Annotated in this window: 19 protein-coding genes and 1 pseudogene; 15 read left to right on the top strand and 5 right to left on the bottom strand. The window is 57.7% G+C overall.

What is annotated here, in order from left to right; all coding sequences use genetic code 11:
- Positions 1 to 57 precede the first annotated feature (57 nt).
- The 6 genes from LCW13_RS06800 (at position 58) to LCW13_RS06775 (ending at position 9,404) form a co-directional block, all read left to right on the top strand.
- Positions 58 to 1,005 (top strand): site-specific integrase, encoded by a 948-nt coding sequence (locus LCW13_RS06800; protein ID WP_043335828.1) that lies wholly within the window; start codon positions 58 to 60, stop codon positions 1,003 to 1,005.
- A gap of 364 nt (positions 1,006 to 1,369) precedes the next feature.
- Complete coding sequence (locus LCW13_RS06795) at positions 1,370 to 2,194, top strand: hypothetical protein (protein WP_225347877.1); 825 nt, start codon at positions 1,370 to 1,372, stop codon at positions 2,192 to 2,194.
- A gap of 134 nt (positions 2,195 to 2,328) precedes the next feature.
- Positions 2,329 to 4,818: a hypothetical protein gene (locus tag LCW13_RS06790; RefSeq protein ID WP_153635476.1), complete on the top strand. Its 2,490-nt coding sequence runs from the start codon at positions 2,329 to 2,331 to the stop codon at positions 4,816 to 4,818.
- Positions 4,815 to 7,427, top strand: a complete 2,613-nt coding sequence (locus LCW13_RS06785) for a site-specific integrase (RefSeq protein ID WP_153635475.1) — start codon at positions 4,815 to 4,817, stop codon at positions 7,425 to 7,427. Before LCW13_RS06790 ends, LCW13_RS06785 begins: the two co-directional genes overlap by 4 nt.
- Before the next feature lie 445 nt (positions 7,428 to 7,872).
- Entirely contained in the window at positions 7,873 to 8,115 is a 243-nt protein-coding gene (locus LCW13_RS06780) for a helix-turn-helix domain-containing protein (protein WP_084589588.1), read from the top strand.
- Complete coding sequence (locus tag LCW13_RS06775; protein WP_052384808.1) at positions 8,112 to 9,404, top strand: type II toxin-antitoxin system HipA family toxin; 1,293 nt, start codon at positions 8,112 to 8,114, stop codon at positions 9,402 to 9,404. The genes LCW13_RS06780 and LCW13_RS06775 overlap by 4 nt, the downstream gene beginning before the upstream one ends.
- A 59-nt stretch (positions 9,405 to 9,463) precedes the next feature.
- Here LCW13_RS06775 and LCW13_RS06770 read toward each other — a convergent pair whose 3' ends face one another.
- From LCW13_RS06770 to LCW13_RS06750, 5 genes are all read right to left on the bottom strand, one after another.
- Positions 9,464 to 10,231, bottom strand: a complete 768-nt coding sequence (locus LCW13_RS06770; protein ID WP_225347876.1) for a nuclease-related domain-containing protein — start codon at positions 10,229 to 10,231, stop codon at positions 9,464 to 9,466.
- Positions 10,232 to 10,489: 258 nt separating this feature from the next.
- Positions 10,490 to 10,831, bottom strand: coding sequence for a DUF427 domain-containing protein (locus tag LCW13_RS06765; protein WP_024953449.1), 342 nt, complete (start codon positions 10,829 to 10,831; stop codon positions 10,490 to 10,492).
- 90 nt (positions 10,832 to 10,921) lie between these two features.
- Positions 10,922 to 12,241, bottom strand: coding sequence for an ergothioneine biosynthesis protein EgtB (egtB, locus tag LCW13_RS06760; RefSeq protein WP_024953448.1), 1,320 nt, complete (start codon positions 12,239 to 12,241; stop codon positions 10,922 to 10,924).
- A gap of 271 nt (positions 12,242 to 12,512) precedes the next feature.
- Complete coding sequence (locus tag LCW13_RS06755; RefSeq protein ID WP_225347875.1) at positions 12,513 to 13,244, bottom strand: TauD/TfdA dioxygenase family protein; 732 nt, start codon at positions 13,242 to 13,244, stop codon at positions 12,513 to 12,515.
- Between the two features lie 426 nt (positions 13,245 to 13,670).
- A complete protein-coding gene (locus LCW13_RS06750) occupies positions 13,671 to 14,666 on the bottom strand; it encodes an ion transporter (protein ID WP_024953446.1) in 996 nt (331 codons plus the stop codon).
- A gap of 198 nt (positions 14,667 to 14,864) precedes the next feature.
- On the opposite strand from LCW13_RS06750, the gene LCW13_RS06745 reads away from it, so the two are divergent.
- The 9 genes and pseudogenes from LCW13_RS06745 to LCW13_RS06705 all read left to right on the top strand — a co-directional run bounded on the left by LCW13_RS06745 (position 14,865) and on the right by LCW13_RS06705 (position 23,405).
- On the top strand, positions 14,865 to 15,323 hold the full coding sequence (locus LCW13_RS06745) for an META domain-containing protein (RefSeq protein ID WP_024953445.1): 459 nt from the start codon (positions 14,865 to 14,867) through the stop codon (positions 15,321 to 15,323).
- Positions 15,324 to 15,609: 286 nt separating this feature from the next.
- Positions 15,610 to 16,643 (top strand): annotated as a pseudogene (locus tag LCW13_RS06740) (IS3 family transposase); the annotation flags it as partial.
- Positions 16,644 to 16,713: 70 nt separating this feature from the next.
- Positions 16,714 to 17,849, top strand: a protein-coding gene (locus LCW13_RS06735) for an IS3 family transposase (protein ID WP_225347874.1) whose coding sequence is annotated in 2 segments (ribosomal slippage) — positions 16,714 to 16,987 and positions 16,987 to 17,849 — 1,137 coding nt in all. Because the reading frame shifts where the segments join, the coding sequence is not laid out codon by codon here.
- A gap of 1,006 nt (positions 17,850 to 18,855) precedes the next feature.
- Positions 18,856 to 19,209 (top strand): YHS domain-containing protein, encoded by a 354-nt coding sequence (locus tag LCW13_RS06730; RefSeq protein WP_052384923.1) that lies wholly within the window; start codon positions 18,856 to 18,858, stop codon positions 19,207 to 19,209.
- On the top strand, positions 19,202 to 19,540 hold the full coding sequence (locus LCW13_RS06725) for a DUF5676 family membrane protein (protein WP_225347873.1): 339 nt from the start codon (positions 19,202 to 19,204) through the stop codon (positions 19,538 to 19,540). Before LCW13_RS06730 ends, LCW13_RS06725 begins: the two co-directional genes overlap by 8 nt.
- Before the next feature lie 201 nt (positions 19,541 to 19,741).
- Positions 19,742 to 19,996, top strand: coding sequence for an SHOCT domain-containing protein (locus LCW13_RS06720; protein WP_043337204.1), 255 nt, complete (start codon positions 19,742 to 19,744; stop codon positions 19,994 to 19,996).
- Between the two features lie 100 nt (positions 19,997 to 20,096).
- Positions 20,097 to 22,505 (top strand): copper-transporting P-type ATPase, encoded by a 2,409-nt coding sequence (locus LCW13_RS06715; protein WP_225347871.1) that lies wholly within the window; start codon positions 20,097 to 20,099, stop codon positions 22,503 to 22,505.
- Between the two features lie 2 nt (positions 22,506 to 22,507).
- Positions 22,508 to 22,753 carry a DUF2933 domain-containing protein gene (locus tag LCW13_RS06710; protein ID WP_052384922.1) on the top strand — a complete coding sequence of 82 codons (246 nt, stop codon included), beginning with the start codon at positions 22,508 to 22,510 and terminating at the stop codon, positions 22,751 to 22,753.
- Positions 22,746 to 23,405: a methyltransferase family protein gene (locus tag LCW13_RS06705; protein WP_043337201.1), complete on the top strand. Its 660-nt coding sequence runs from the start codon at positions 22,746 to 22,748 to the stop codon at positions 23,403 to 23,405. Before LCW13_RS06710 ends, LCW13_RS06705 begins: the two co-directional genes overlap by 8 nt.
- Positions 23,406 to 23,418 lie beyond the last annotated feature (13 nt).

The raw sequence follows: 23,418 nt of genomic DNA, 5'->3' as shown, positions 1-23,418 counted from the left end.
ATGGTGTCCAGACCACCGACAGGCATTCACCCGCCTCAAAGACGAAGACATCAGGCAATGCAAGTGATCCCCTATCAGGGAAACCAGGACTCTCTGCCGGGACTTTGCCTGACGGTCTCGGCACGAAAGCTGATAATGGCAAGCCTTGCACCGAGTACCATCCGAGCCTTCCAAAGCGACATACGGATGTTTCTCAGACGTGGCGGCACCCTCCCCAGCACCGACACGGAGATAGCCAACTATCTCACCCGGTGTTTCGAGGACGGCTATAAACCGAATACGCTCAAGCGGCAGCTGTGCTCGTTACGGCGTTGGCACCTTGTCATGAATTGCCCCACCTTGGGCAATGAGCAAATGATCAAGGGGGTCATGCGCGGCTGTGCACGCCTCAATGAAGTGCCGGTGAAACGTGCACCAGCCTTGATGAGAGACGATCTGCATCAGCTGCTGAATAGCCTGAATTTGAGCGAGTTGCGAGATCTGCGCGACGCCGCCATGTTCTGCCTGACGTTCTATGGAGCATTTCGTTACAGCGAAGTCCTCAACCTTCGTGTCGAGCACCTCACATGGGATACACGAGGCGTGTTGGTCAGGCTCGCCCGCAGCAAGACCAATCAAGAAGGACGACATGAAGTCAAAGCCATTCACCATGCGGATACCTCGCTCCCCTACTGCCCAGTCAATCTCCTGTATCGCTGGCTAGAAGCCGCCCATATCCAGAGAGGTGCGGTATTTCGCAGCGTCTCGCTGGGCGGCAGGCCAGGAGGCTCGAAACTCTCTCGAACTGCATTTCAGAATGCGTTGATCAGAGGGCTTGAGCGGTCAAACCTGGCTTCACGGGGATTCAGCACACATAGCATGCGTGCTGGCCTGATCACTGAAGCTCATCTGCGGGGGAAGAGCCTGGAGCAGATACAACGCGTAACAGGTCACAGGCATCTCAGCACCTTGACGGAGTATATTCGGGTCGCAGACCCCTTCGAAAACAGTGCCAATGACTTTTGATAAACACGAACAGTACATTACCGTTCAATAATCGATGAATTGAGAAAAGCAATCAAACGCAAAGTCATAATAAAAAATCACTACCAATATTGACGCTAAAAAGCCCTAATGCTCGCGAAACGGTCGATTTTGACGGTTAACTGATGCAGTAGATTCTTGCTACTTGAGTTATGCTATTAGTACACATTGATTCAGATTAGACATATCAGGAGGTAGTACTCTCAGAGATATCGTTCTACAGGTCGGGTGTATTACTCGACTGATCATCACTACTCAAAGTTACTCGCGTTTGCTGGACATGAACTCGACGAATGATTCTCTCATACGTCTCGGCCCCCCTTTGCCTATCGTTGGAGTCATCAATATGCCAGATGCTACCTATACACCGTCACTAGTGAAAATCAGCGCTGACAAGACGCTTGTCATCTATCAGCGAGTACTCGAGGTGGACACCGCCGAGCTTATGAACGAGGAGCATGCTTTTCGACCAACGGTCGCGACAGAGAGCCTGCCCATAGCGCCTGTCCGCTTCCGCAGCAACGTTCAGTCGACTCACACTTCCGAGGAGTTCGTGAATTTTCATGTCATCAAAGCCATCGTATCCACACAGAAAGTGCCCGTCTCACAAAGTGTATTTTGCATCGAGATCGATATCGGCAGACTCAACGAAGATGAAGTCCAGGTGGTGAGATTCTATTACCAGGTGCTACAGCCTCTGCTCGAGCTTGGCTGGGAATGGATCAATATCCACAACCTACATACCACTGGCGATATCAATATTAACGAGAAGAAGTTATGGAACAATATACTCAGAAACTTCATTAGTGATGAAAGATTACAATACGCATGGAGCAATGTAGTCACTCAACAAAACTTGCCAATAACACACAAGCAAATCTCATCAATGTTCAAATATCGCTATTCCACTGACTCGATTAGAAAGTTTATGAACACAATAACGGATAGCGCTAATAAAAGTCAAAGTAATGCATCTAAAGATAGAAATATAGCAAACGGCGCCACTGTCGCTAAAACAAGTAAGAAGAACACCCATAGCAAAAGAAAAGATAATAGGAAGCAGGAATCAGATACCAACAAGCAAAGCAATATAAAAGAAAAAAACAAGTACTCGAACAATAAGAGGGAAAACGACTCAGATTCGCAAATTGATTGGCTTTATGAGCTTTGATTGACTGATAAACAGGAGGCTTTCACGTGAGTGAACACCAACTACCTGACCAAATATTGGCTAATTACGACCTCAATGCGATCGGGTCCCGCTGGCCCCTTGTACCGGAGTGGCTCAAGAGGAGCCTCCCACCCTTGATTGCCTCAGAATATCGCCTCAGTGCTCGCCTCTTTGCCGCCGATTACTCGGAGCCAGACCTTGTGCCCCAAGTAGAAGAGTTTCTAGAAAGCCAATTTTTTATGGAAGATGAGTCACATCGAAATCATAGAATGTCTCACTGCCTTCATTACACGGTGAACTACCGATTTATATCGCTCACTGATCCTCGCGTAAGCAGTATCCGAAAGCTGCTTAGACTGATTTTTTGTCAGCCACGTCGTACTGTAAGACGTGGCTCTGCCATCAAATATTACACCCAGATACTTGAGCTTAGAAAGGCGCTTAAGCGGCTACTTAACTGGGGCGACCTGGATGATATTCAAAACAGTTTCCCCAGACCCATTTCCCCTACCCTGGGAGAGCAGTTAGTTCCTCCTCCGGAGCATTTTTCCGATGCTGATTTGGAGCTGCTCGAACAGTTTCTTCATGCCTATGATAAAGCAACTGATCGTCCATCGGAGCATCCCAACCATCTGCGCAATAAGAAAGCGACACGCGCTTTGCTTGACGAAATTTATCAGTCGAGCCAGCTCACTCGTAGCCCAATAAGAAAACAGCATAGAGCTCGCAATGAAAATCAAAAAAGACGTCAACATGTCGATACCATTCTTCGTGATTCGCCACTTTGGGCCAGTGACAAATCTTACAAAATTCATGCTGAATATACCGACTATCGCTCCCTTGACAGGTCAATCCAAGCACTTGACCATGCCTTAATAGAGGATGATGAAGAGCTCACGGATGACAATGAACATCAGAATGAATCATCATCTAATGATCTGAACCAAAGCAGTATCTCACCCCTCGACCCAGTGAAAGAGCTATTCCATAACACGCTGCTTTCACAAGGCGATCAGGCGCTTCACCTTGAGAGCGTACAGCTCTTGCAACAGGCCCGCAGTCTCAAGACATCTGCAGACATCAGCCTACGCCCACAAGAAGAGGTTCTAGCAGCTTTACGTATCTTCCAACCACCGAAAGATGAGGAATTTCTCATAGAATCTGAGAGTGCTATTGCAAACCGACAAGCCTTGGCATTTCTTAGCATTCTACTTTGCAGTGGAATAGCACCTGAGCGCTTGCTGCAGACGACGGTAATCTCCCGATCCCCCAAGCTGCCCCTCAATAGCGATAGCAATCGTGAGTGGATCATCTGCCAGACACTGGATCAAGTTCCCAGCTGGTCACCGGAGGAGGGGCTACTCCATTACTCTGTCAACAAGGCACCTAACGAAACCATCATCACGTTGCCCTTGCCCAACGCTCTCAATCAGTCACTCATGGCCGAAAAGGCATGGCTCCCCGGCGCCCAGCCCTTCAAAGCACTGAAATCACTGATCGAGAAAAAACTCAAGCGCTGGGGGGATAACCGTCCCGGAAGTACTCTGACGTTGAGACGCGTGTCCGCCAGTCATCATCATTGGGTGATACCTGCCTGTGAAGATGAAGTGATCGCGACCTGGTTGCGAGGCGAGCTCCCGCTTTCGCTCTCTGCCCCGGCAACGTATCGAACGATACCTCTGCACAAGATTCAGAAGGCTTTTCTCTCGGCTCAAGCTGCGCTTGGCCTATTTCCCTTATTAGAAGAAGACTGTCGTACACCTCGCGAAGATCACACCGTGGGATCCACAAAAGCCCAGGAGCCGAGCTATTTCAAACGTCCGCTTCATTTGCTGACGCAACTTACCAAGAACCACGCCATGCTGGTTACCTCATTGATTACCTCACAAGGGAATCGTAGTCGCGACTTACGGGCAGTCGGCGAAGCCATTGCCCGGCAAGGTCAGATACTGGGAGCGCTGACCTTACTTGCATGGCAGCTCTGCACCTTGGCTCGCCCAATTGGATCCAAAACCCAATGTGAGCAGCTGGAAAATACGCTCTGGCTACGCGACAAGGATTCGGCTCGGGCACAGGAAAGCCGCCAAATTCCACTTGTCCCTGCCCTTGGCACATTGCTCCGGCTTCAGCATGAGTGGCGGGAGGAATGGCAACGATGGTGGAAACGCCACGGTGGCAAAGCAGACTTTCTTAGGCATGAACAAGTCGCCTACCCCGTTCAATGGAAGTTCAATGCCTCGACAATGATGTTGACGCAGCAACGCATGCAGCATGCTGACTGGCGACAGTGGCTCAAGGATCTTCCAACATTCATGCCTTCGCCTTTGGCAACTGAATTGAGCCAGTGGGGCCACCAGCCTTCCAATATCACGCGCCACAGCATGCTCACCGCGCTCCAATCGCGACTTTCTCACGCTGAATTTAGCGCACTCGCTGGGCACACCACCCAGGGGCACTCACTCCAATCCCCGGCCAGTGATCGGAGCCTGATTCAATCGGCGACACGAAGCGCACTAACCGATATCGCCAGACTATGCGGCTTGACACCGGATCTGCTTCACAGAGACGACCTCCCATGGCCCATTGAGCACGCCGGACCAGCCATTCAAGGAGATAGAGGATGAGCGCTGTTACCACCATTGATCTTCGGAAGAAAACCGATGTACCTGCCCAGGCCACGCACCAAGAGCTTACAACTCCGAAGCTGTCTCCGATCGAGCTTTCGAAAACACTGGGTAGGATATTCCGTCGCTGGGATGATCCAGCTCATCCCCTTTTCTCCTCATCTGAAGAGCTCAGACATTTCCGCAAGAATGTCGCACGCTACGCCTGGCGACGGCATAAGAAAAAGGTAACCAGAGCACAGGCTAGAGCGCAAAGTGCGCCTTCCACCAAGCCGTCTCGCGCTCGACACAATGCCACACGCTTGAACCAGCGAGCTGTACAAGCCTTGATTCGCAACGCCATCCAGCTTACCAAGGAAGCTGAACTCGACTTCAGCTCCCGAAAGGTCACCAAGGAAGTCGCGCTTGTACTGACTCATCTCAACCGAGAGCCTGACTTCGAGGCTACGATTCCGACCAGTATCAAGCGTCCGGTCAGACCCTCATCCGCGGCTACCTCATCACGAGATATCAAGGTTCAGCAACGGGTGCTGGATTCGGTACGCGCCCTGCAGAGCATTCCCGCTAACCAATGCACGCCAGAGCAGTCTCTTCTCTTCCTGGCCTTGAGCATGGGTACCCTGCTGGGGATGGAGGAAGAAGTGATTCGCCATACTTTGCTGAACTTGAGCTCAGAGCATCTGCCACGCCTGAACACCAAGCGCGGTCCCCACCATTGGTTCATCGGCTGCCTGCCAGGGTTATCTCGAACACATCCAGCCCATTACCGGCTAAAAATCCCGAATCATCTCAGGAGGCTACTCAGGGCTTGCCGTCAGTCCCCTGCCCCATCATCAGCCCCCTCCTCTCAGCGAGCAGATGTATGGTGGTTCTCCTCGGATGCTACGCTGGATCTAAACAGTCCATTGGAAGCGCGAGCTGCCCATCTGGATCAGCTCTTGGTCACCGGTCTGTCACAGCTGCTAGATAGCCAGGCACCACGCAGGACTGGTTCCTCCGCTTCGCTGAAGAGTGTCCGATCATTGCTTCGTCATGCCTTTCGGTGCACGACATTGTTGGGCCCTGCGCCCCTCTGGTCACAGCTGCTTCGGCGCTATCCCCTGCCGGTGTGTAGCTGGCGTTCTCCTTGGCAGCATGACGAAAGCCTCTTTTTATCGGCGGCATCCCTCCCTACCTCCGGTACGTCAAGCGCTTCCGGCGCCATGGATGCCTCTGAACCGGAAGACATCGAGACCGATCTTCACACCCCTGAACTCCTTATGGGAGGAGGCGTCAGGAGTAACGAATCGTCACCATCAACCTCCCCTCGATACAGGCAGGATCAACTATCAACAGACTGGTATGTGAAAGCAGGCAACCAACTGTATGCGTATATCACCGAACTGGAGCATGAAGGTCTGATAACCCCCAGAGGGGAATCTGCGATCCAGCGGCATGACGCCATTACGTCTCGCTACGCGAAGAAGCTGATACACATGCTGGGCGAAGACAGCTATCCACTCTGGATACTGCTATGGCTGTCTTATCAATCGAGCACTCAAGGCAACAAAGCCAGCACGCTCAGAACTTACCTGAGTCGTCTGACGCCCACCTCCATGATGATGTTGCCCGATATCCCATGGTTGACGCTCTGGGATGGAGAACTGATGGAGGCGATCAGCGAACAGCTACCGACTCAGAAAGGCTGGGACACTTCGACGTCCCACAACTTCTTCCAGACGTTCAATCAGTTCATCAGCTTCTGCCAAGGTAACGATCGATTAACGGGTATTCCCCCCGTGCAGGGTGAGGGAGGTCGCTTCATCAGTACATTGCGTACACATCTGATCATGCCGCACGAGGCGGAACATCTGACCCGGGCGCTCTCCCGAAGACGGAGTGGATTGCGGCGCAGCTGGCTGATCGCCTTCCTCCTTGGCTACTACGGGGGCCTGAGAGCTGGAGAAGTCATGGCATTGACACTGCATGACGTCATCATCAATCAGCCGGGAGATGACGGCCCCACCTACTGTTACGTAGAAATCCATGCTGGGAAGACCGCAAATGCTCGTCGCAGCGTTCCTCTTCACCTTTTGATATCCCCAGAATTGATGACGCTGGTGAAAGAATGGATTGATAGGCGCCGAGAGTCCTTTGCTGGCCAGCAGCGTTTGAAGAACATTGCCTTGCTGGGGCCAGAAAGCTCTCCGCTGGGCTATTCAAGAGAGAGCTTGCTGACCCCGCTCATGGCATGGGCCCGGCAGTCTCTCCGCGGTGCTCTCACACCCGGATTGGAGCTGGAGGACATCCACTTCGACTTTCATCTCTTGAGGCACAATGCAATCTCGTGGCTCGTACTGCGCCTCTACAGCGACGACTACCCTCAGCTTCTGGATCGCCTTTCCTCCACCTGCCGAGGACATTGGTCCTTCACTCCTGCAGCACTGGCGAACTGCCGCCGAGCGGTCTACGACGTACTGGAAAGAGATGCCAAGGCACGAGGTCACCGTCTCGAGTTACTCGCCAAGTTGATCGGGCACCGCAACTCTCAAACACTGACACATCACTACACGCATGTGCTGGGTGAGATACATGGTGAGGTACTTCTGGAGCTGATGAAGCGACGCTGAAGGCGAAGATCGCATACTCGCATACTGGCTGTCGCCTATCGAAGCCGAAGCGCAGGTGGTCGACGGGCTAGAGATAGCCCAACCCCGATGTATCACCCTCCATCACTTGCGGTGTTGCACTCAGAGTCCACCTGCGCCATCTCACGCTCGGCAACCAGGATGAGTCAGGAGGTACAGTAGGCTGTCCGAGCCTGTACACACGGATGGAGCATTAGCAGTTCATGCGTGGTGCGATGATCTCCTTGACACTTTGACAGACTGATCGCCCCAAATTGTCCTGAAAGGGAAAAATTGCAGCACTTGCAACCCGCACACCAACTATTTTCCCTATAGGGAAAAATTCAGGACTACTCCAGTATATCCACCCAATTATCCCTATAGGGAAATTTTTAAGTATACTAAATTGTTTACAACAACCCGCTTTCTTATCGTGAAAGGTCTTAGCATGCCCCTATCGCAAGCAGTTCCCATTCATGATGCCGCAACGCTTGGCAAGTTGATTCGCCGCGCTCGCAAGCAGCAAGGGCTAAATCTTGAAACCCTCGCAGGTCTTTGCGGGTTGAGCATTCGCTTTCTGAGTGAGTTGGAAAACGGCCGTGACAGCTGCGGGTTGGGTCGCATATTGATCGTACTTGATACGCTAGGCATCGAGCTGTCCGCTGTTCCACCGGAGGGATCCGAATCATGATATTGCCGGATTCGTTGAACGTATGGCGCGACACGCAGCATGTAGGGACGTTGTGGCGCGGCACGGATGGCCGACTGATGGGCTTCGAATACAACGATACCTGGCGACAGAACGGGCATGCCATTTCGTACAGCTTGCCTCTAAGCCAAAAGGCTTGGCAGCCCCAAGACCTTCTGGCGCATCACTGGTTCGCAAATTTGCTGCCTGAAGAGCAAGCCCGGGCGGCGCTGATCAAGCGCCTGGGTATACCAGACGACGACTTCTCGCTACTGGCGACCATCGGCGGCGATTGTGCTGGTGCGCTGACGATCCTTCCGAGCGATCACATGCCGCCGTCAAGAACCCTACCGTCATCCCTCGATGACAACTACCGCGAGTTGCCGCTCGATCGACTTGCGCAATGGGCAGGTGCTCGCGAGCGGTATGCCCTGATGAATGAAGGAGCTCTGGCCAAACGCCCTCGTCTTTCGCTGGCCGGCGCGCAGGACAAGATCCCTGTGCGACTGTGGAACGATACACTCTACTTACCTATCGGAATCGAACCCTCTACCCATATTTTGAAATTCGCCGTCGAAGGGCGTGAGCAAGTCATTCTGAATGAGCTGTATCTGAACAATCTGGCACGCTTGGGGGGAATAGCCTGCCCGAGGACCACGATGGTCTATGCCGGCCGACATCCTTACTTGATGGTCGAACGCTACGACCGCTTGGGTATTGAAAGCGGACACGTCGAGCGTTTGCATCAGGAGGATCTGTGTCAGGCCATGGGCGTGTCGCGGAATCAGAAATACCAGGCTTACGGTGGGCCACGTTTCGGAGAGATCGTGCAAACAGTCCGCGAAGCCTGCCGACCCTCAGCGGCATCCATTCAGCAGCTGCTTCGCTGGCAAATATTCAATGTGCTGGTTGGCAACAGTGACGGCCATGCCAAGAACGTGTCCTTGTTACAGGACTCCCGAGGTCGTTGGCAGATCGCCCCAGCCTATGACCTCGTTGGCACCATAGTGCTCGGTTACGATTCAGACATGGCCTTCTCCCTCGGCGGGGAGTTCAATTCGATGCAGCTGCTACCGCGCGATTGGCAGGCCTTTTCGGAGGAGTGCCGATTCAGTTATCCGTTTGTGAAGCGCCAAATTCAACAGATGGTTACCATGCTCGCTGATCTATCCGACTCAGTCATACTCAAGGAGCAGCTACAGCAAGCCGGTCTCGAAGGCAAAGGCTGGACGAGGTTGCAGCAGCAACGTCAACACATTCAAAAGCAGTGCCGCCGTGCCGAGCGATGGTAGTGCCTGTCAGCGAAATTCAAGTTTGGATGTTGCCTCGTTCGGGGCCGTGAAGGCAGTCATCACACCGCCTGTGTCGCGCGACACTCCGGATAGGCCGAGCATCCCCAGAACTGCTGGCCCTCACGTACACCTGCTTTGGCAGTACGCAGCACCATACGGCTACCGCATTTCGGGCATTCACGTCTCGCCTGTGGATCATTGCGCTGCTTGAGATGCTGCACATGAGCACGCTGCGTCGCCCGAGTCGGCGCCAGCCGCCCCGTCAGCAGCGCCTCATGCATGGCCTCGACCTGCGCCTCGCTGAAGATGGGGGCCTTGAACGACTGTACGAAGGAAACGAAGTCAGTACCGCGCGTCACGTTGGCTGGCATCTCACCCTTGAGCCTGGCGTTGCCGACGAAGACGATCACCGAATGCAGATGCTCGGGAGTCACGCCAAGCGTCGTCTCCAGTGCCTTGAGATGCTTGTAGTTCTGACGTAGCGGGTTCTGGAAGCTGAACGACTGTCGAGGAAACTGCTGGGTCCAGTTCGCCTCGTGCTCACTGCCGAAGATCCAGCCTTTCATGTTCTTGGTTTCCAACACGAAGCAGCCGAAACGCGACAGCAGCACATGATCGATCTGGGTGGTGCCGCTCTCGGTCTTGAGGGTGACATTGTGCAAGGCCCGATAGCCCTGCTTGCCGAGTCGACGCGCCATCCAGCGCACTCGCCACTCGCCAATGCGACCTTTCATGCGGGGAGACTTGAGATAACGACTGACGCAGGAGGCCAGCACGAGGCATAGCAGTACACTCATCACCGGCGCGATGTTCGAAGGGACAACCACTGTCATGACTCCTGGTGCAGCCTGTACGGAAAGGAATCAAGCGAGGTGATTCGTCCAACCGGAGTACTGAGCCTTGATAAGGGAAAGGTAATGCTGCACCGCGCCCGATGGAGGAGCGCGGTGCAGCAAACTGCAGGATTCTAACCATCTGGCGAACGCCAAGCTACTGTTCTCTATCGGTTTATCTCTGAAGCAGAGCACGACGGAGCGTTGTGCATCGACGAGAGAATCAGGTTGGCGACGAGCCGTTCGTCTGAATCACTCCACCTCCAACATGACCTTGTCGGTATCGAACGCCAGCCGCCCGGCGATCGCCTGCACCTCCTCGATGGGGTGATCGTAACTCCAGGCGATATCAGGAAGATCCGGCAGCGAGTAATAGGTACTGTCGCCCTTGAACGGACAATGAGTGACGGTGTGAGAAACCGAGAGCTCCGCCATCGCCACATCGGCGCGCGGCAAGTAGAGCCTCGGCGGATAGCCCTTCTCGCGCAATTCCAGCGCGTTGCCAGTGTCAGCGATCACCGTCTCACCGACCAGGATTCGCACCCGCGAGGATAGCGGGTGCAGCGTGATACGCGGTTCGAGGTGGTCGGCCATGAAGACTCCTTTACGGGTTGGCGGGTGAAAGCGGCAGATGAAAGCGGCAGATGAAAGTGCCTTGAGGCGCGTTCTGAAAGAGTCAGACCCTCAGACCCCACCGTCCCTGGCGAGCCGAAAGCCGGAGAACGCCCAGCGCGCCTCGGGCGGGAAGAAGTTGCGATAGGTCGCGCGGATATGATCGGCAGACGTGGCGCAGCAACCCCCACGGAGCACCATCTGACCGGACATGAACTTGCCGTTGTACTCCCCCAGGCTGCCCGGCAGTTTGCGAAAGCCCGGATACGGGCGATAGGCACTGCCCGTCCACTCCCAGACATCGCCGAACATCTGACTCGGCATGCCTTCGGAGCTCGCGGCCGCGACTGGCTGTAGATAATCCTGATCGACGAAGTTACCAGAGAGAGGGACATCCTGACCGACTGTCTCCCACTCGGCCTCGGTGGGCAGGCGCGCGCCCGCCCACTGGGCGTAGGCATCGGCCTCGAAGAAGCTGACATGGCAGACCGGCGCATTCAGATCCACCGGCACCAGGCCACCTAGCGTGTAGTGATGCCAGACGCCGTCGCGCTCGACCCAATAAAGCGGCGCCGGCCAGCCTTCCGCCTTGACCGTCGCCCAGCCATCCGCCAGCCAGTGCTCGGGGGTGGCGTATCCGCCGTCCTGCATAAAGGCGAGAAACTCGCCGTTGGTCACCGGACGGTCGGCCATCTCGAACGCTTCGACGAACTGACGGTGTCGGCCCATCTCGTTGTCGTAGGCGAAGCCACCTTCGGCTGCATCATGGCCGATCTCGCGAACCCCGGCTGGATAGGCCAGCCATCCAAGCGACGGCACCTCCTGCGCAGGGGCTGGTGCCAATCCCGGAGTCAGATCATCCCGATAGGCCGGACACAGTGGGTTCTGCGCCAGAATGTGCTTGATGTCCATCAACAGCAGCTCCTGATGCTGCTGCTCATGCGGCAGCCCCAGCTCCAAGCGGCGAAGAATCTCGGGCAGATGTTCCCGTGGCGGATTCTCAAGCAGCGCTTGCATGGCCTGATCGACGTGCGCGCGATAGCGATAGACATCGTCGACGGTCGGGCGCGAGATCGTGCCACGCTCGGCGCGCGGGAACGGTACGCCATGGGTCTCGTAGTAGGAGTTGAAGAGGTGATCGTAGGCGGGGTCGAGCGTCTGATAGTCCGGCTGAAACGGCTTCAGGATGAAGGCTTCGAAGAACCAGGTGACATGGGCGATGTGCCACTTGGGCGGGCTGACATCTGCCATGCTCTGCACCATGTAGTCTTCCTTATGCAGCGGCGCACAGATCGCCTCGGTGGCGGCGCGTACCCGCTGGTACGCGCGTAGCCACTCCTTGGCATGCAGGCTATCGGGTCTTTCGATGACGGTGTCATGGGCAGATGACATGATGGCTTCCTTTACGAGTCTGGTTCTCTCCCTGAAACGTGATCGGACAGGCTCTTGGCCAGCACGGCTGACGTGCCTCCCCAGCCCCATCAGCGCTTGGTCGGGGTGATATCCCCACCCTATCACTCGTGTTGCTAATGCCAACTCTTCACGGACTCTGGTCTTTCCTCTGAAACTAGGTCTGCACCTTGATCTACCCCTGATCTGCCCTAGCCTTCACTTCGCTGTAACGCACGTCCCGCTGCAAGTGTCTTACCTGAGCGCGCCAGCCTCAGTTCTGCATCGGAATATTCTCTTCCCAACGAAAGCCGATACCGCCGCCCTGCCATACACCATTCTCCAGCGGGCTGGGGCCATGGATATCCACCTGCAGCGGCAGTCCGAAGCCAGGTGCCAGATCCTGAGTGCCACGCACGGTACTGCGATGCATGATCCGCAAGCCTTGCTCCTGTGCCGGCAAGTGCGCGCCGGGCGCGGCCCTATGAGCGACCGCCAGGTTATCGATGAACACGCAGTCGTTTTCCTGGTACTCGAAGTCGAGGGCGTAACCCTCGGTGAAGCCGGCATTCAGGATGGCGTTGTACTCACGGCAGAGCTGCGTCAGCTCTTCGGCGGTCAGCAGCCGGAAGGCATCCTGATCGGGTAGCTTCTCGATCACTGCGCCGGTCATGCCCAGATGAAGCCAGATGCACTTGCGACCGGTGATGGGGTGCTCGTGTACCACGGGATGTACGGCCCCGGAGGAGGAATTCACCGAAGCAAGACGGCGCCAGAAGGCCTGACGCTCGGCAGACAAGGCGTCATGGGCCGCGCCCTGATGAGCAAAGCAGGTACCGCCGCCGTTCTCGGCCGGGCGGATGATGTGGTAGCCGGAGTGCGAGAACGTATCGGTATTGAAGCTGCCGTCGTTATGCCACTGCGGCCCGACGCCGGGAATGCCGTGACGGCGATCGTTCGACAGCCGGAAGATGTGCCGGTTGCCATCGGGCGTGGCCGGATGCATCCCATGGGTACTGTGCAGCTCCTTGCCGCCCCACCAGCAACTGGCGCGGGCGGCGCGTCCTGAGCGGACAGATCGATTCCCCTCACCTCGGCGCCTATCGGCTCCAGCGGTGTGATGCTGCCGCCGAATTGCTGGATGACAGCCACCTGTGCCGGGTCGAACGGAACGCCCGGTGCTGACTCGGCTACCTCAGTGCGTGTTGGATTCGCCATGACACTGACCTCCTGTCGCGGCTCCCACGCTGGCGAGACGCTGATGTGTCATCAGGCCGCGCTATCGCTGCGCGACGACACTCGCGGCTCACAGACTCTCGGCGTGGGATGAATGTATCAGCATTCTCGCAAACACATTCCCGTGCGCCAAACCTCGCCCCATCTCATCCCGAACGCCGCGAGTTACCTATCAGGATGACGCTGGTGCATCACGTCACTCGTATTTCTTCTGCCAACTCTTCACGGCGATCCGCTCCTTGAGCAGATCCAGCATGTCGATCAGCACCTGCTCGGTGATCTGCTCCGTCCTCGGGTCAGTGCGCGACCAAGCATCGAAACCACTCTCTGCCAGGTGCCCCACCAGCGCCGAGAACTCCTTGGAACGCAGGCCGACCAGCGCTTCATCGACGAGATGGCAGGCCAGATCCGACAGCGAGCTTTCCAGCCCTTTCGTAAGCTGGGTGCCCATGGGCAGGCGCGAGACACGCTGAAGCTCCGGACTCTCGGCGAGGGTGCGACTGACCAGGCCCCGCACATAGCGCAGGGTATCGTCGCGATTCTGGGTATAGACATCCCCCGCCATGGTCTCGAGGCGCTGGGTAATTTCACGGATCAAGGCCTGCTTGCGAGGCTCCACGACACGCTCGATCACCGAAGATGAGAGGTCATCGCTGTCGCGCAACTGCTGCTGGACGTTATCGAGCATGCGCAGGGAGATACGGTCCGTCAGCTCCTCCAGCAGAATATCGAGATACTTGGCCGCCACCCCGTAGAGGTACCAGCGGCGAACATCGATCAAGCCGAGACGTTGCAGGCGGAACAACAGCGAGATCACACGCAACACACGCAACAGGCGGAAGCCGCTCAGCGGGATACACCCCAGCACGTCGTACCAGTGCACGAAGGGATAGAAGAACCAGCGGTGGTAGCGCCGCTCCGCAATGGCCACTGCCCACCCCGCCAGCACATCGAGCAGGAAGACGGCGACGAATGCCAGGTCGATAGAGAGGAAATTGGCGTGGATATTCTGCTCATAGGCCGCATGCAACCCGGGTGTCACGGCCTCGAAGGCCGTGTTCAGCGGGGGAATCAGGAAGAGACTATCGAATAGCAGCAATGCCAGATTGGCGATCACGAGCACGATGATGAACAGATCCCACCACAGATGTATCCGCTCCCTGGCGGACGAGGGCGTGCGGGTGGCTGGCATGACAACTCCTTGGCGATTGTTTCAGAATGCGTAACGCGTCTTCCTGACTCAGCCTACAACGCTTCAGATGACCACGCTGGCGATGACCGCGCATCAGCTGACCACACTGGCGATGACGCTATCTGCGAGGGCTTGCAGCGCTACCGGAGCCCAGCCCCGAATCGCCGTAGACACCCTATTAGTGAGGGAGACACCCGCATGAAACAAGCGCAAGTGATGACATGGGCCGCCGTGATGAGCGCAGCACTCACCCTGGGCGGCTGCGCAGGCGCTCAATCCTCTGAGGATTATCAAGGTGTCGACGAGCCACTGGAGAACACCTATTGGAAGCTGGTGACACTCGACAACCAGCCAACACCCGTGGTGGAAGGCAAGCGTGAAGCCCATATCGTCTTACATACACAAGACTCGCGAGTAGCCGGCTCCACCGGCTGCAATCGCCTGATGGGGGAATATCACCATGATGCGCAAGAACTCGGCTTCGGCCGCCTGGCCATCACGCGAATGGCATGTCCCGGTGAAGTAGCAACGCTCGAACGCGATTTCCTCGCGACACTCAATGACGTGTCGGGCTGGCAGATAGAAGGCAAGACACTGACGCTGATGGATGCACAAGGGGCGTCGCGTGCCCGTTTCCAGACAGTCCATCTCTATTGAGGACTCACAAGCTCCAGTGACAAGGTGTCGGGACGAGAAGAAATGCTTGCACTGCTTCATCGCGCCTGAATCACTCGTCCCGCTCCGGTCTTTTTGCGACATCCACGCCGCAGGGTATTCCCCATCTCGCATCTTCGGACTGCCGGGAGCATGAAGGGACTCACCTCGGCTACGCCTTTATCAGACGGCGAATTGTTTCTGGTAAAGGTCTATACCTGTAGTGGCACAGTGAATCTGGCCACCTGACTTTGAGTGTATGATGGCTCACAGAGACAATCAGGTGCAGATGATGACGAAGAAGAGAACGTTTAGCCCGGAATTTCGCATGGAAGCGGCCCAGCTCGTGGTCGACCAGGGCTACACGCTGAAGGCGGCGTGTGAGGCCATGGGGGTTGGCAAATCCACCATGGAGTATTGGGTTCGCAGGCTTCGCGCTGAGCGGGCAGGCAAGGCGCCGCTGAAAGGTGAGGCTCTGACGCCGGAACAGCGTGAGATCCAGGAACTGAAGCGCAAGCTGCGGCGAGTGGAAGAAGAGAAGGCAATATTAAAAAAGGCTACCGCTCTCTTGATGTCGGACTCCCTGAGCAATTCTCGATAATCGAGCGACTTGAAGAGAGCTACGCGGTGCAGCACTTGTGTCAGGTGTTTGGGGTGCATCGCAGTAGCTACCGGGCTTGGCGTGGTCGGGATAGAAGACCTTGTGAGACTGAGCAGAAGCTGCTGGATCAGGTTGTCGAGGCGCATACCGTCAGTAACGGCTCTGCCGGCGCTCGCAGCATCGCAAAAATGGTCACGCAGGCAGGAATACAGTTGAGTCGTTATCGGGCCAGCAGGCGGATGAAGCAGCTGGGGCTGATGAGTTCGCAGCCGCCGAGGCACGCCTACAAGAAGGCTGATCAGCCACACCTGGATATACCGAATGTTCTTGATCGGGAGTTCGATGTAAAGAAGCCCAATCAGGTATGGACCGGCGACATTACCTATATTTGGACAGGGGCACGCTGGGCTTATCTGGCAGTGGTCATCGACTTGTATGCTCGTAAACCCGTGGGGTGGGCATTGTCCCTATCGCCGAACACGGAGCTGGTAAAGAAAGCGCTGACCATGGCCTACGAATCGCGTGGAGAGCCACGGAATATCCTGTTTCATTCGGATCAGGGTTGCCAGTACACCAGCCGGGCATTCCGGCAGATGCTTTGGCGCTACCGAATGACGCTGAGTCTCAGTCGCCGTGGCAATTGCTGGGACAATGCCCCAACAGAGCGCTTCTTCAGAAGCCTGAAAACGGAATGGATACCAGAGATCGGCTATCCCGATGTCGCTGTGAAGTGGACCCCAGAATTCGGACCAGGCGCTAAGCTCTGATCATACCGACCAGGAGAGCTTGATCATGAGCAGGAAACGTCGACAGTACAGCAGTGAGTTCAAAGCCAAGGTAGCCCTTACTGCCCTCAAGGGGGAACAGACCACGTCAGAGATCGCAGCCCGCTTCGAGATCCACCCAACCATGGTGAGTCAGTGGAAGCGCGACCTGCTGGACAACGCCACCGGCGTCTTCGAGGGCAAAAGTTCCAGTAAAACCGCCCAGAAGACCCAGGAGGAGATCGATACGCTCTATCGCGAGATCGGCAAGCTGACGGTGGAACGGGATTTTTTGTCACGCAGGCTCGATCGTTGAGTCGGGCCCAGCGCCTGACAATGGTCGAGCCGCAAGCGCCCGGCATCAGCCTCCGACGTCAATGCCAGCTACTCGGTATCAGTCGCTCCTCGATGTACTATCAGCGCAAGGCGCTACGGGCCTATGATCTGGAGTTAATGCGTCTGATCGACGCGGAACATCTGCGCACACCGGTCTATGGCTCACGAAGGATGTCAGCCTATCTCAATCGCTTGGGCCACGCAGTGAGCCGCAAGCGCGTCCAGCGATTGATGCGCGGGATGGGACTACAGGCTATTTATCCGAAGCCATGCACTAGCCGGCCAGGTACAGGACATCGGATCTATCCTGACTTGCTGCGGGGGCGAGTCATCGACCGCCCCAATCAGGTATGGGCGACCGATATCACCTATATTCCTTTGGCGCGCGGGTTCATGTACCTGGTGGCCATCATGGACTGGCACAGCCGTCGCGTGTTGGCCTGGCGGGTCTCCAACACCCTGGATACGGACTTCTGTATCGATGCTTTGGAGGAAGCCTTGGCGTGTTATGGAAAGCCCGAGATATTCAATACAGATCAAGGCTGTCAGTTCACCAGCCAGTCGTTCACCGAAGTTCTGGAAGCCCATGATGTCCGGATCAGCATGGACGGCAAGGGATGCTATCAGGACAACATATTCGTGGAACGACTCTGGCGCAGTGTGAAGTATGAGTGCGTTTATCTGAAGGCTTTCGAGAGCGGCGCCCACTTGCGAGGGGATCTGAAGCGTTACTTCGCTTGGTACAACACAGAGCGGCCCCACCAAGGGCTAGACGATGCTACACCTGATGAAGTGTACTTCTCTCAACCACTGATCCAGGCGGCCTGACGCCGATGATGACCTGATCCGAGCTTAGACGACCCGTCAGGTGGTCCAAAGGATGGGGTCCACTTCACTGCGGCGAAGCGATCTGTCACTGATTATATGATCGGTTACTACAGCAGCCTCAGGCCGCACAAGCATAACGATGGGATACCGCCGAACTTGGCAGAAAAGAACTACTGGAATGCTCAAAGCTCGGTGGCCAAAAACACTTGACCACTACATCCCAGCCATTCGCCCAGGTCACCACTTCAATGAGGCCGCTGCAGCTTACGGCAAGCTCCGTCTTGATCCGTGTCAATGGACAAGGTTCGAATCTGCGCTAGGTTAAGATATACATCACTCTGCAGGAGCCCTGCCGCATGGCCAGGCACACGTCATTTCCTAAGCAATCCTCGCGGTCTGCCACCGCCTGGCATCGCTTTGGTCTGGTCATCCTGCTGGGCATGGTGCTACTGCTCTCTAGCGCCGCCACAATGGCAGATGACCCCTCCTCGGCAGATGCTCCCTCCTCTACTGAGTCTGGCCAGGTTGGCGTTGAGCCTCACGCAGATACGCACTCGAACACCGAGTTCATCAACGCAGACTATCCTCAACCGCGATGCCACCATGGCCATGGCACTCGTAATGTCGGCAGCGCCCTGTTGCGCCTGGAGCGCCAGGACTTGGAGCTCGAGCCCCTTCCCTTGAGCATGACGGCCCCGGCCATAGCGCCCCGGGTTGTCACCGCCAGCGGCTCGCCAAGTGCCCCTCCCTCACCCTCCTCGGTTCCTGTCTACCTTTTGACCCAACGCTACAGAGTCTAAGTCGACCTCGTATCTCCATCTCGCGCTTCCAGCCGTGGCCGCGTGGGAGAAAACCCGTGCCCGCCCCACATTGATCCAGGCAACTGCCGGAGTGGCCGCTGTGTGTGCAGAGACTCTTCCCACCATGAGAAGTGCATGCACATTCGCAACCACACCCGAGTGCTCGGTATCGGGTACGGCTTAGCGGACGTCACGAGGAAGACTTTATGGACGCACTGTTTTACTTCCTGCTTTGGGCAGCAATCCTCTTCTTGATGATGCGGTTCGGCTGTGGCGCCCACGTCATGGGGCACAGCCATGGCAGGACCAAACACGACAACGATAGCCCAGGGAATCAACGTGCAACTGAAGGGCTGGAGTGGATTCCGCCAGCCGAGGACGTCGACCCCGTCTGCGGCAAGACCGTCAGAACGAAAGGGGCCAAGCCAAGCGTCCACGATGGCCACGTCTTTTACTTCTGCTCTCGTGACTGCCGGGAGCGCTTCGAGGCCGCGCCCGAACAGTATCTCGTCCCTGGTGCAACGGCCTCGCCCCTCCAACCGGAGAACAAAGATGCCTGATGCCAATGCTCCGTTGACAGCCAAGCCCCGTTCAGGAACTCGCTTGCCGGTTCAGGCAACGCCGCGGATTCCCATGATCGCACTCGGGATGAGCCTGGGGCTGTTCCTGGCCGTAACCTTCATCCTTTGCGTCGGCTTCGATCTGCTGTTTCCCGACCAGGCGATGTATAAGAGCTGGCTGCGCTTGTTGCCAGGCTTCACTTGGCTCAGCTGGTCAAGCTTCTTCCTGGGGCTGGTCGAAAGTTTCGGCTACGGCTGGTACATCGCCCTGGTCTTCGGCCCGCTATACAACTTCTTTGTCACACGCCTCAACCGACACAGCGGAGCGTAGGCCATGAACGAATCCATCACTCAATACCGAAGGCCTCAACGCATGCGTGCGGCGTTGATTCCATTCCACTGAAGAGGTCGGAAACTGTCCGGGATCAAGAGCCGCCTACTTTCATCTCTACCTTCTCTTGACCCTTGGGTTACCCGCAGGCTTTAGCCTGACGTCAGGGCAAAGTAAGTAACAAGAAAAGGAGATCCGACCATGTGGGGCGACATGATGGCGTATATGGGGAGTTACGGCTGGGGGCATATGCTCTTCGGCGGGCTCATGATGGTGTTGTTCTGGGGCATCGTCATTGCCTTGGCCGTTCTCCTGGTGCGTGGCCTGACCCGAGGCCGGGGCGAGCCATTTTCTCAACGGCGGCCAACGGCCCTGGACCTTCTTCAAGAACGCTACGCCCGGGGAGAAATCGACCGCGAGGAGTACGAGCAACGCAAGCGCGATCTTCTGCTTTGATCGCACCTCCTGATTATTGGATACGGCACTATTAGTTTCGACCCTATCGAGATAGGGCCACGAGGTTGAATCAAGACGCGGAAGCGACGGAGACGATTCCATGACGCAACACCAACACGACCATTGTCACGGGCATGCCTCGCACGAGGCACCGACACTAGGCAGCGGCGATACGGACCAACACGCCGCCGGCAGCCAGGGTGACGCCCAATACACCTGCCCGATGCACCCGGAGGTCGTCTCCGACCAGCCGGGTGACTGCCCCAAGTGCGGCATGCACCTCGTGCCCGTGGGAAGCGACGACTCGCAGACGCATGACGGGCATGGTCATGGGGCCTCCGCGCCGGCCCACGGCGGCAAGTACGACAAGGTGCCGGCCGGGCATGCCGGCGCCGTCTACACCTGCCCGATGCACCCCGAGGTGCGCCAAACCACTCCCGGTGCCTGCCCCCTGTGCGGTATGGGTCTGGAGCTGGAATCGGCGACGGTCGGCGATGAAGGGCCGAATCCCGAGCTGGTCGATTTTACCCGACGCTTCTGGGTCGCGGCCGTGCTCACGCTTCCGGTCCTGATTCTGACGATGAGCCCCTACCTGGGCCTCGGGGCCATTCGCGACTTCTTCGGTGAACGCAACGCGATGTGGATCGAGCTGGTGCTCAGCACGCCGGTGATCCTGTGGTCGGGCTGGCCGTTCTTCGTGCGCGGCTACAACTCCTTCCGCACCATGAACCTCAACATGTTCAGCCTGATCGGCATGGGGGTCGGCGCGGCCTATCTGTTCAGCATCGTGGCGGTGCTGGTGCCGGGCGTCTTCCCCGACGGCTTTCGCCGGGAAGACGGCACCGTCGGCGTCTATTTCGAGGCCGCGGCGGTGATCGTCACCCTGGTACTGCTGGGTCAGGTGATGGAGTTGCGCGCCCGTGAAGGCACCGGCAAGGCGATCCGCGCGCTGATGGACATGGCCGCCAAGACCGCGCGGGTGATCCGGCCCGACGGCAGCGAAGAAGAGGTCGCGCTGGAAGACGTGCAGGTGGGCGACCACCTGCGGGTGCGCCCCGGCGACAAGGTGCCGGTGGACGGCGTGGTGGTCGAGGGCCGCTCCTCGATCGACGAGTCGATGATCTCGGGCGAGCCGGTGCCGGTGGAAAAGGTCAAAGACGACAAGGTCACCGGGGCCACGATCAACGGCAACGGCAGCCTGGTCATGGAGGCCACCCGCATCGGCGCCGACACCATGCTCAGCCAGATCGTCGAGATGGTGGCTGCCGCCCAGCGCAGCCGCGCACCGATCCAGAAATTCGCCGACAAGGTGGCGGGCAAGTTCGTGCCCGCGGTGATCGGCGTCGCCATCCTCTCCTTCATCGCCTGGGCGATCTGGGGGCCGGCGCCGGCGCTGTCCTATGCGCTGGTCTCGGCGGTGGCGGTGCTGATCATCGCCTGCCCCTGTGCACTGGGGCTGGCCACGCCGATGTCGATCATGACGGCCACCGGACGCGGCGCGCAGGCCGGCGTACTGATCAAGAATGCCGAGGCGCTGGAAGGCTTCGCCAAGGTCGATACGCTGATGGTCGACAAGACCGGCACCCTGACCGAAGGCAAGCCGAAGCTGGTGGCGGTGCTGCCCGAGGAAGGGCATGACGAGGCCGAGGTATTGCGCCTGGCGGCCAGCCTCGAACGTGGCTCGGAACACCCACTGGCCGAGGCCATCGTCGCCGGCGCCGAAGAACGTGGCGTATCCCTCGCCGATGCCACCGATTTCGAAGCCGTGACCGGCATGGGCGTCAAGGGGGTCGTGGACGGCCAGTCGGTGGCCCTCGGCAACGCCAAGCTGATGGCCGAACTGGGCCTCGATGGCGGCCGGATCTCCGAGACCGCGAACGCCCGCCGCGATGAAGGCGAAACGGTGATGTTCGTCGTGCTCGATGGCCAGATCGCCGGCCTGGTCAGCGTCGCCGACCCGGTGAAGGAGACCACCCCCGAGGCCCTGAAGGCGCTGCACAAACTTGGCTTTCGCATCATCATGGCCACCGGCGACAACGAGCGGACGGCCAAGGCGGTGGCCGGGCGACTGGGTATCGATGAGATCCGCGCCGACGTGCTGCCCGAGGACAAGGCCCGCATCATCCGCGAATTGCAGGAACAAGGCCGCAAGGTGGCCATGGCGGGCGACGGGGTGAACGACGCTCCCGCCCTGGCCCAGGCCGATGTGGGCATCGCCATGGGCACCGGCGCCGACGTGGCGATCGAAAGCGCCGGCTTCACGCTGGTCAAGGGCAACCTCGACGGCATCGTTCGGGCCCGCAAGTTGTCGCTGGCCACCATGCGCAACATCAAGCAGAACCTGTTCTTCGCCCTGGTCTACAACGGGGCCGGCGTACCGATCGCCGCCGGGATCCTCTATCCGTTCCTCGGCATCCTGATCGGGCCGATGTTCGCCGCCTTCGCGATGAGCGCGTCTTCGCTGTCGGTGGTGATGAATTCGCTGCGCCTGCGCCGGGTGAGGATTTGATCATGCATGACGAAAAGGGGTGGCTGGAGCGAGGACCCAGCAAAGGCAGCTTCTGGCTCATGGTGGCGATCGCCCTGGCGGTGATGGGCTTCCTGCTCTGGGAGGAGCACAAGGTGCACCTGCTCGGTGCCCTGCCCTGGCTGATCCTGCTCGCCTGTCCGCTAATGCATGTGTTCATGCACGGCGGACATGGAGGCCACGGGGGTCATGGCGGGCATGATGATCACAAGGGAGGACGCGATGAGTGATGACGTACCCGCCTATGGGCTGTGGGGCCTGGTCATTCTCAACTCGGCGATCTTCATCTTCTTCGCCTTCAGCTTCTTCAAGCCGCAGACGCGCCGCGACTGGCGCTCGTTCGGGGCCTTCAGCGCCTTCCTGGTGGCGCTGTTCACGGAGATGTACGGCTTCCCGCTGACCCTCTACTTCCTCTCCGGCTGGCTGCAGTCGCGCCACCCGGAGGTGGACTGGTTCAGCCACGATGCGGGCCACCTGCTGGAGATGCTGTTCGGCTGGCAGGCCAACCCGCATTTCGGGCCGTTCCATCTGCTGAGCATGGTGTTCATCGCCGCGGGTTTCTGGCTCATCGCCGCCGGCTGGCGGTCACTCTATACCGCCCAGCGGCGGGGAGAACTGGCCACCACCGGGCTCTATGCCCATGTCCGGCATCCCCAGTACGCCGGCTTCGTGCTGGTGATGACCGGCTTCCTGCTGCAGTGGCCCACCCTGCTGACCCTGGTCATGTTCCCGGTATTGGTGTGGATGTACTCACGACTGGCGATCCACGAAGAGCGCGACGTAGCGCGCCAGTTTGGCGACAAATGGCAGACCTACGCGGCCCGCACGCCACGCTTCATTCCGCACCTGCGGATGGCGAGTACGAGTGGCTGGCGCCTGTAAGGACAAAATCCCA

It is taken from the genome of Cobetia amphilecti, from assembly GCF_020217465.1.
Classification (GTDB): Bacteria; Pseudomonadota; Gammaproteobacteria; order Pseudomonadales; family Halomonadaceae; genus Cobetia; species Cobetia amphilecti.
This window is presented reverse-complemented; position numbering and strand designations above follow the sequence as displayed.

Excerpts from the sequence above, each read along its gene's own strand:
- LCW13_RS06800 (WP_043335828.1), top strand. The coding sequence starts at position 58 with ATGCAAGTGATCCCCTATCAGGGAAACCAGGACTCTCTGCCGGGACTT.
- LCW13_RS06795 (WP_225347877.1), top strand. The coding sequence starts at position 1,370 with ATGCCAGATGCTACCTATACACCGTCACTAGTGAAAATCAGCGCTGAC.
- LCW13_RS06785 (WP_153635475.1), top strand. The coding sequence starts at position 4,815 with ATGAGCGCTGTTACCACCATTGATCTTCGGAAGAAAACCGATGTACCT.
- LCW13_RS06780 (WP_084589588.1), top strand. The coding sequence starts at position 7,873 with ATGCCCCTATCGCAAGCAGTTCCCATTCATGATGCCGCAACGCTTGGC.
- LCW13_RS06775 (WP_052384808.1), top strand. The coding sequence starts at position 8,112 with ATGATATTGCCGGATTCGTTGAACGTATGGCGCGACACGCAGCATGTA.
- LCW13_RS06765 (WP_024953449.1), bottom strand. The coding sequence starts at position 10,831 with ATGGCCGACCACCTCGAACCGCGTATCACGCTGCACCCGCTATCCTCG.
- egtB (WP_024953448.1), bottom strand. The coding sequence starts at position 12,241 with ATGTCATCTGCCCATGACACCGTCATCGAAAGACCCGATAGCCTGCAT.
- LCW13_RS06755 (WP_225347875.1), bottom strand. The coding sequence starts at position 13,244 with ATGCATCCGGCCACGCCCGATGGCAACCGGCACATCTTCCGGCTGTCG.
- LCW13_RS06750 (WP_024953446.1), bottom strand. The coding sequence starts at position 14,666 with ATGCCAGCCACCCGCACGCCCTCGTCCGCCAGGGAGCGGATACATCTG.
- LCW13_RS06745 (WP_024953445.1), top strand. The coding sequence starts at position 14,865 with ATGAAACAAGCGCAAGTGATGACATGGGCCGCCGTGATGAGCGCAGCA.
- LCW13_RS06730 (WP_052384923.1), top strand. The coding sequence starts at position 18,856 with ATGGACGCACTGTTTTACTTCCTGCTTTGGGCAGCAATCCTCTTCTTG.
- LCW13_RS06725 (WP_225347873.1), top strand. The coding sequence starts at position 19,202 with ATGCCTGATGCCAATGCTCCGTTGACAGCCAAGCCCCGTTCAGGAACT.
- LCW13_RS06720 (WP_043337204.1), top strand. The coding sequence starts at position 19,742 with ATGTGGGGCGACATGATGGCGTATATGGGGAGTTACGGCTGGGGGCAT.
- LCW13_RS06715 (WP_225347871.1), top strand. The coding sequence starts at position 20,097 with ATGACGCAACACCAACACGACCATTGTCACGGGCATGCCTCGCACGAG.
- LCW13_RS06710 (WP_052384922.1), top strand. The coding sequence starts at position 22,508 with ATGCATGACGAAAAGGGGTGGCTGGAGCGAGGACCCAGCAAAGGCAGC.
- LCW13_RS06705 (WP_043337201.1), top strand. The coding sequence starts at position 22,746 with ATGAGTGATGACGTACCCGCCTATGGGCTGTGGGGCCTGGTCATTCTC.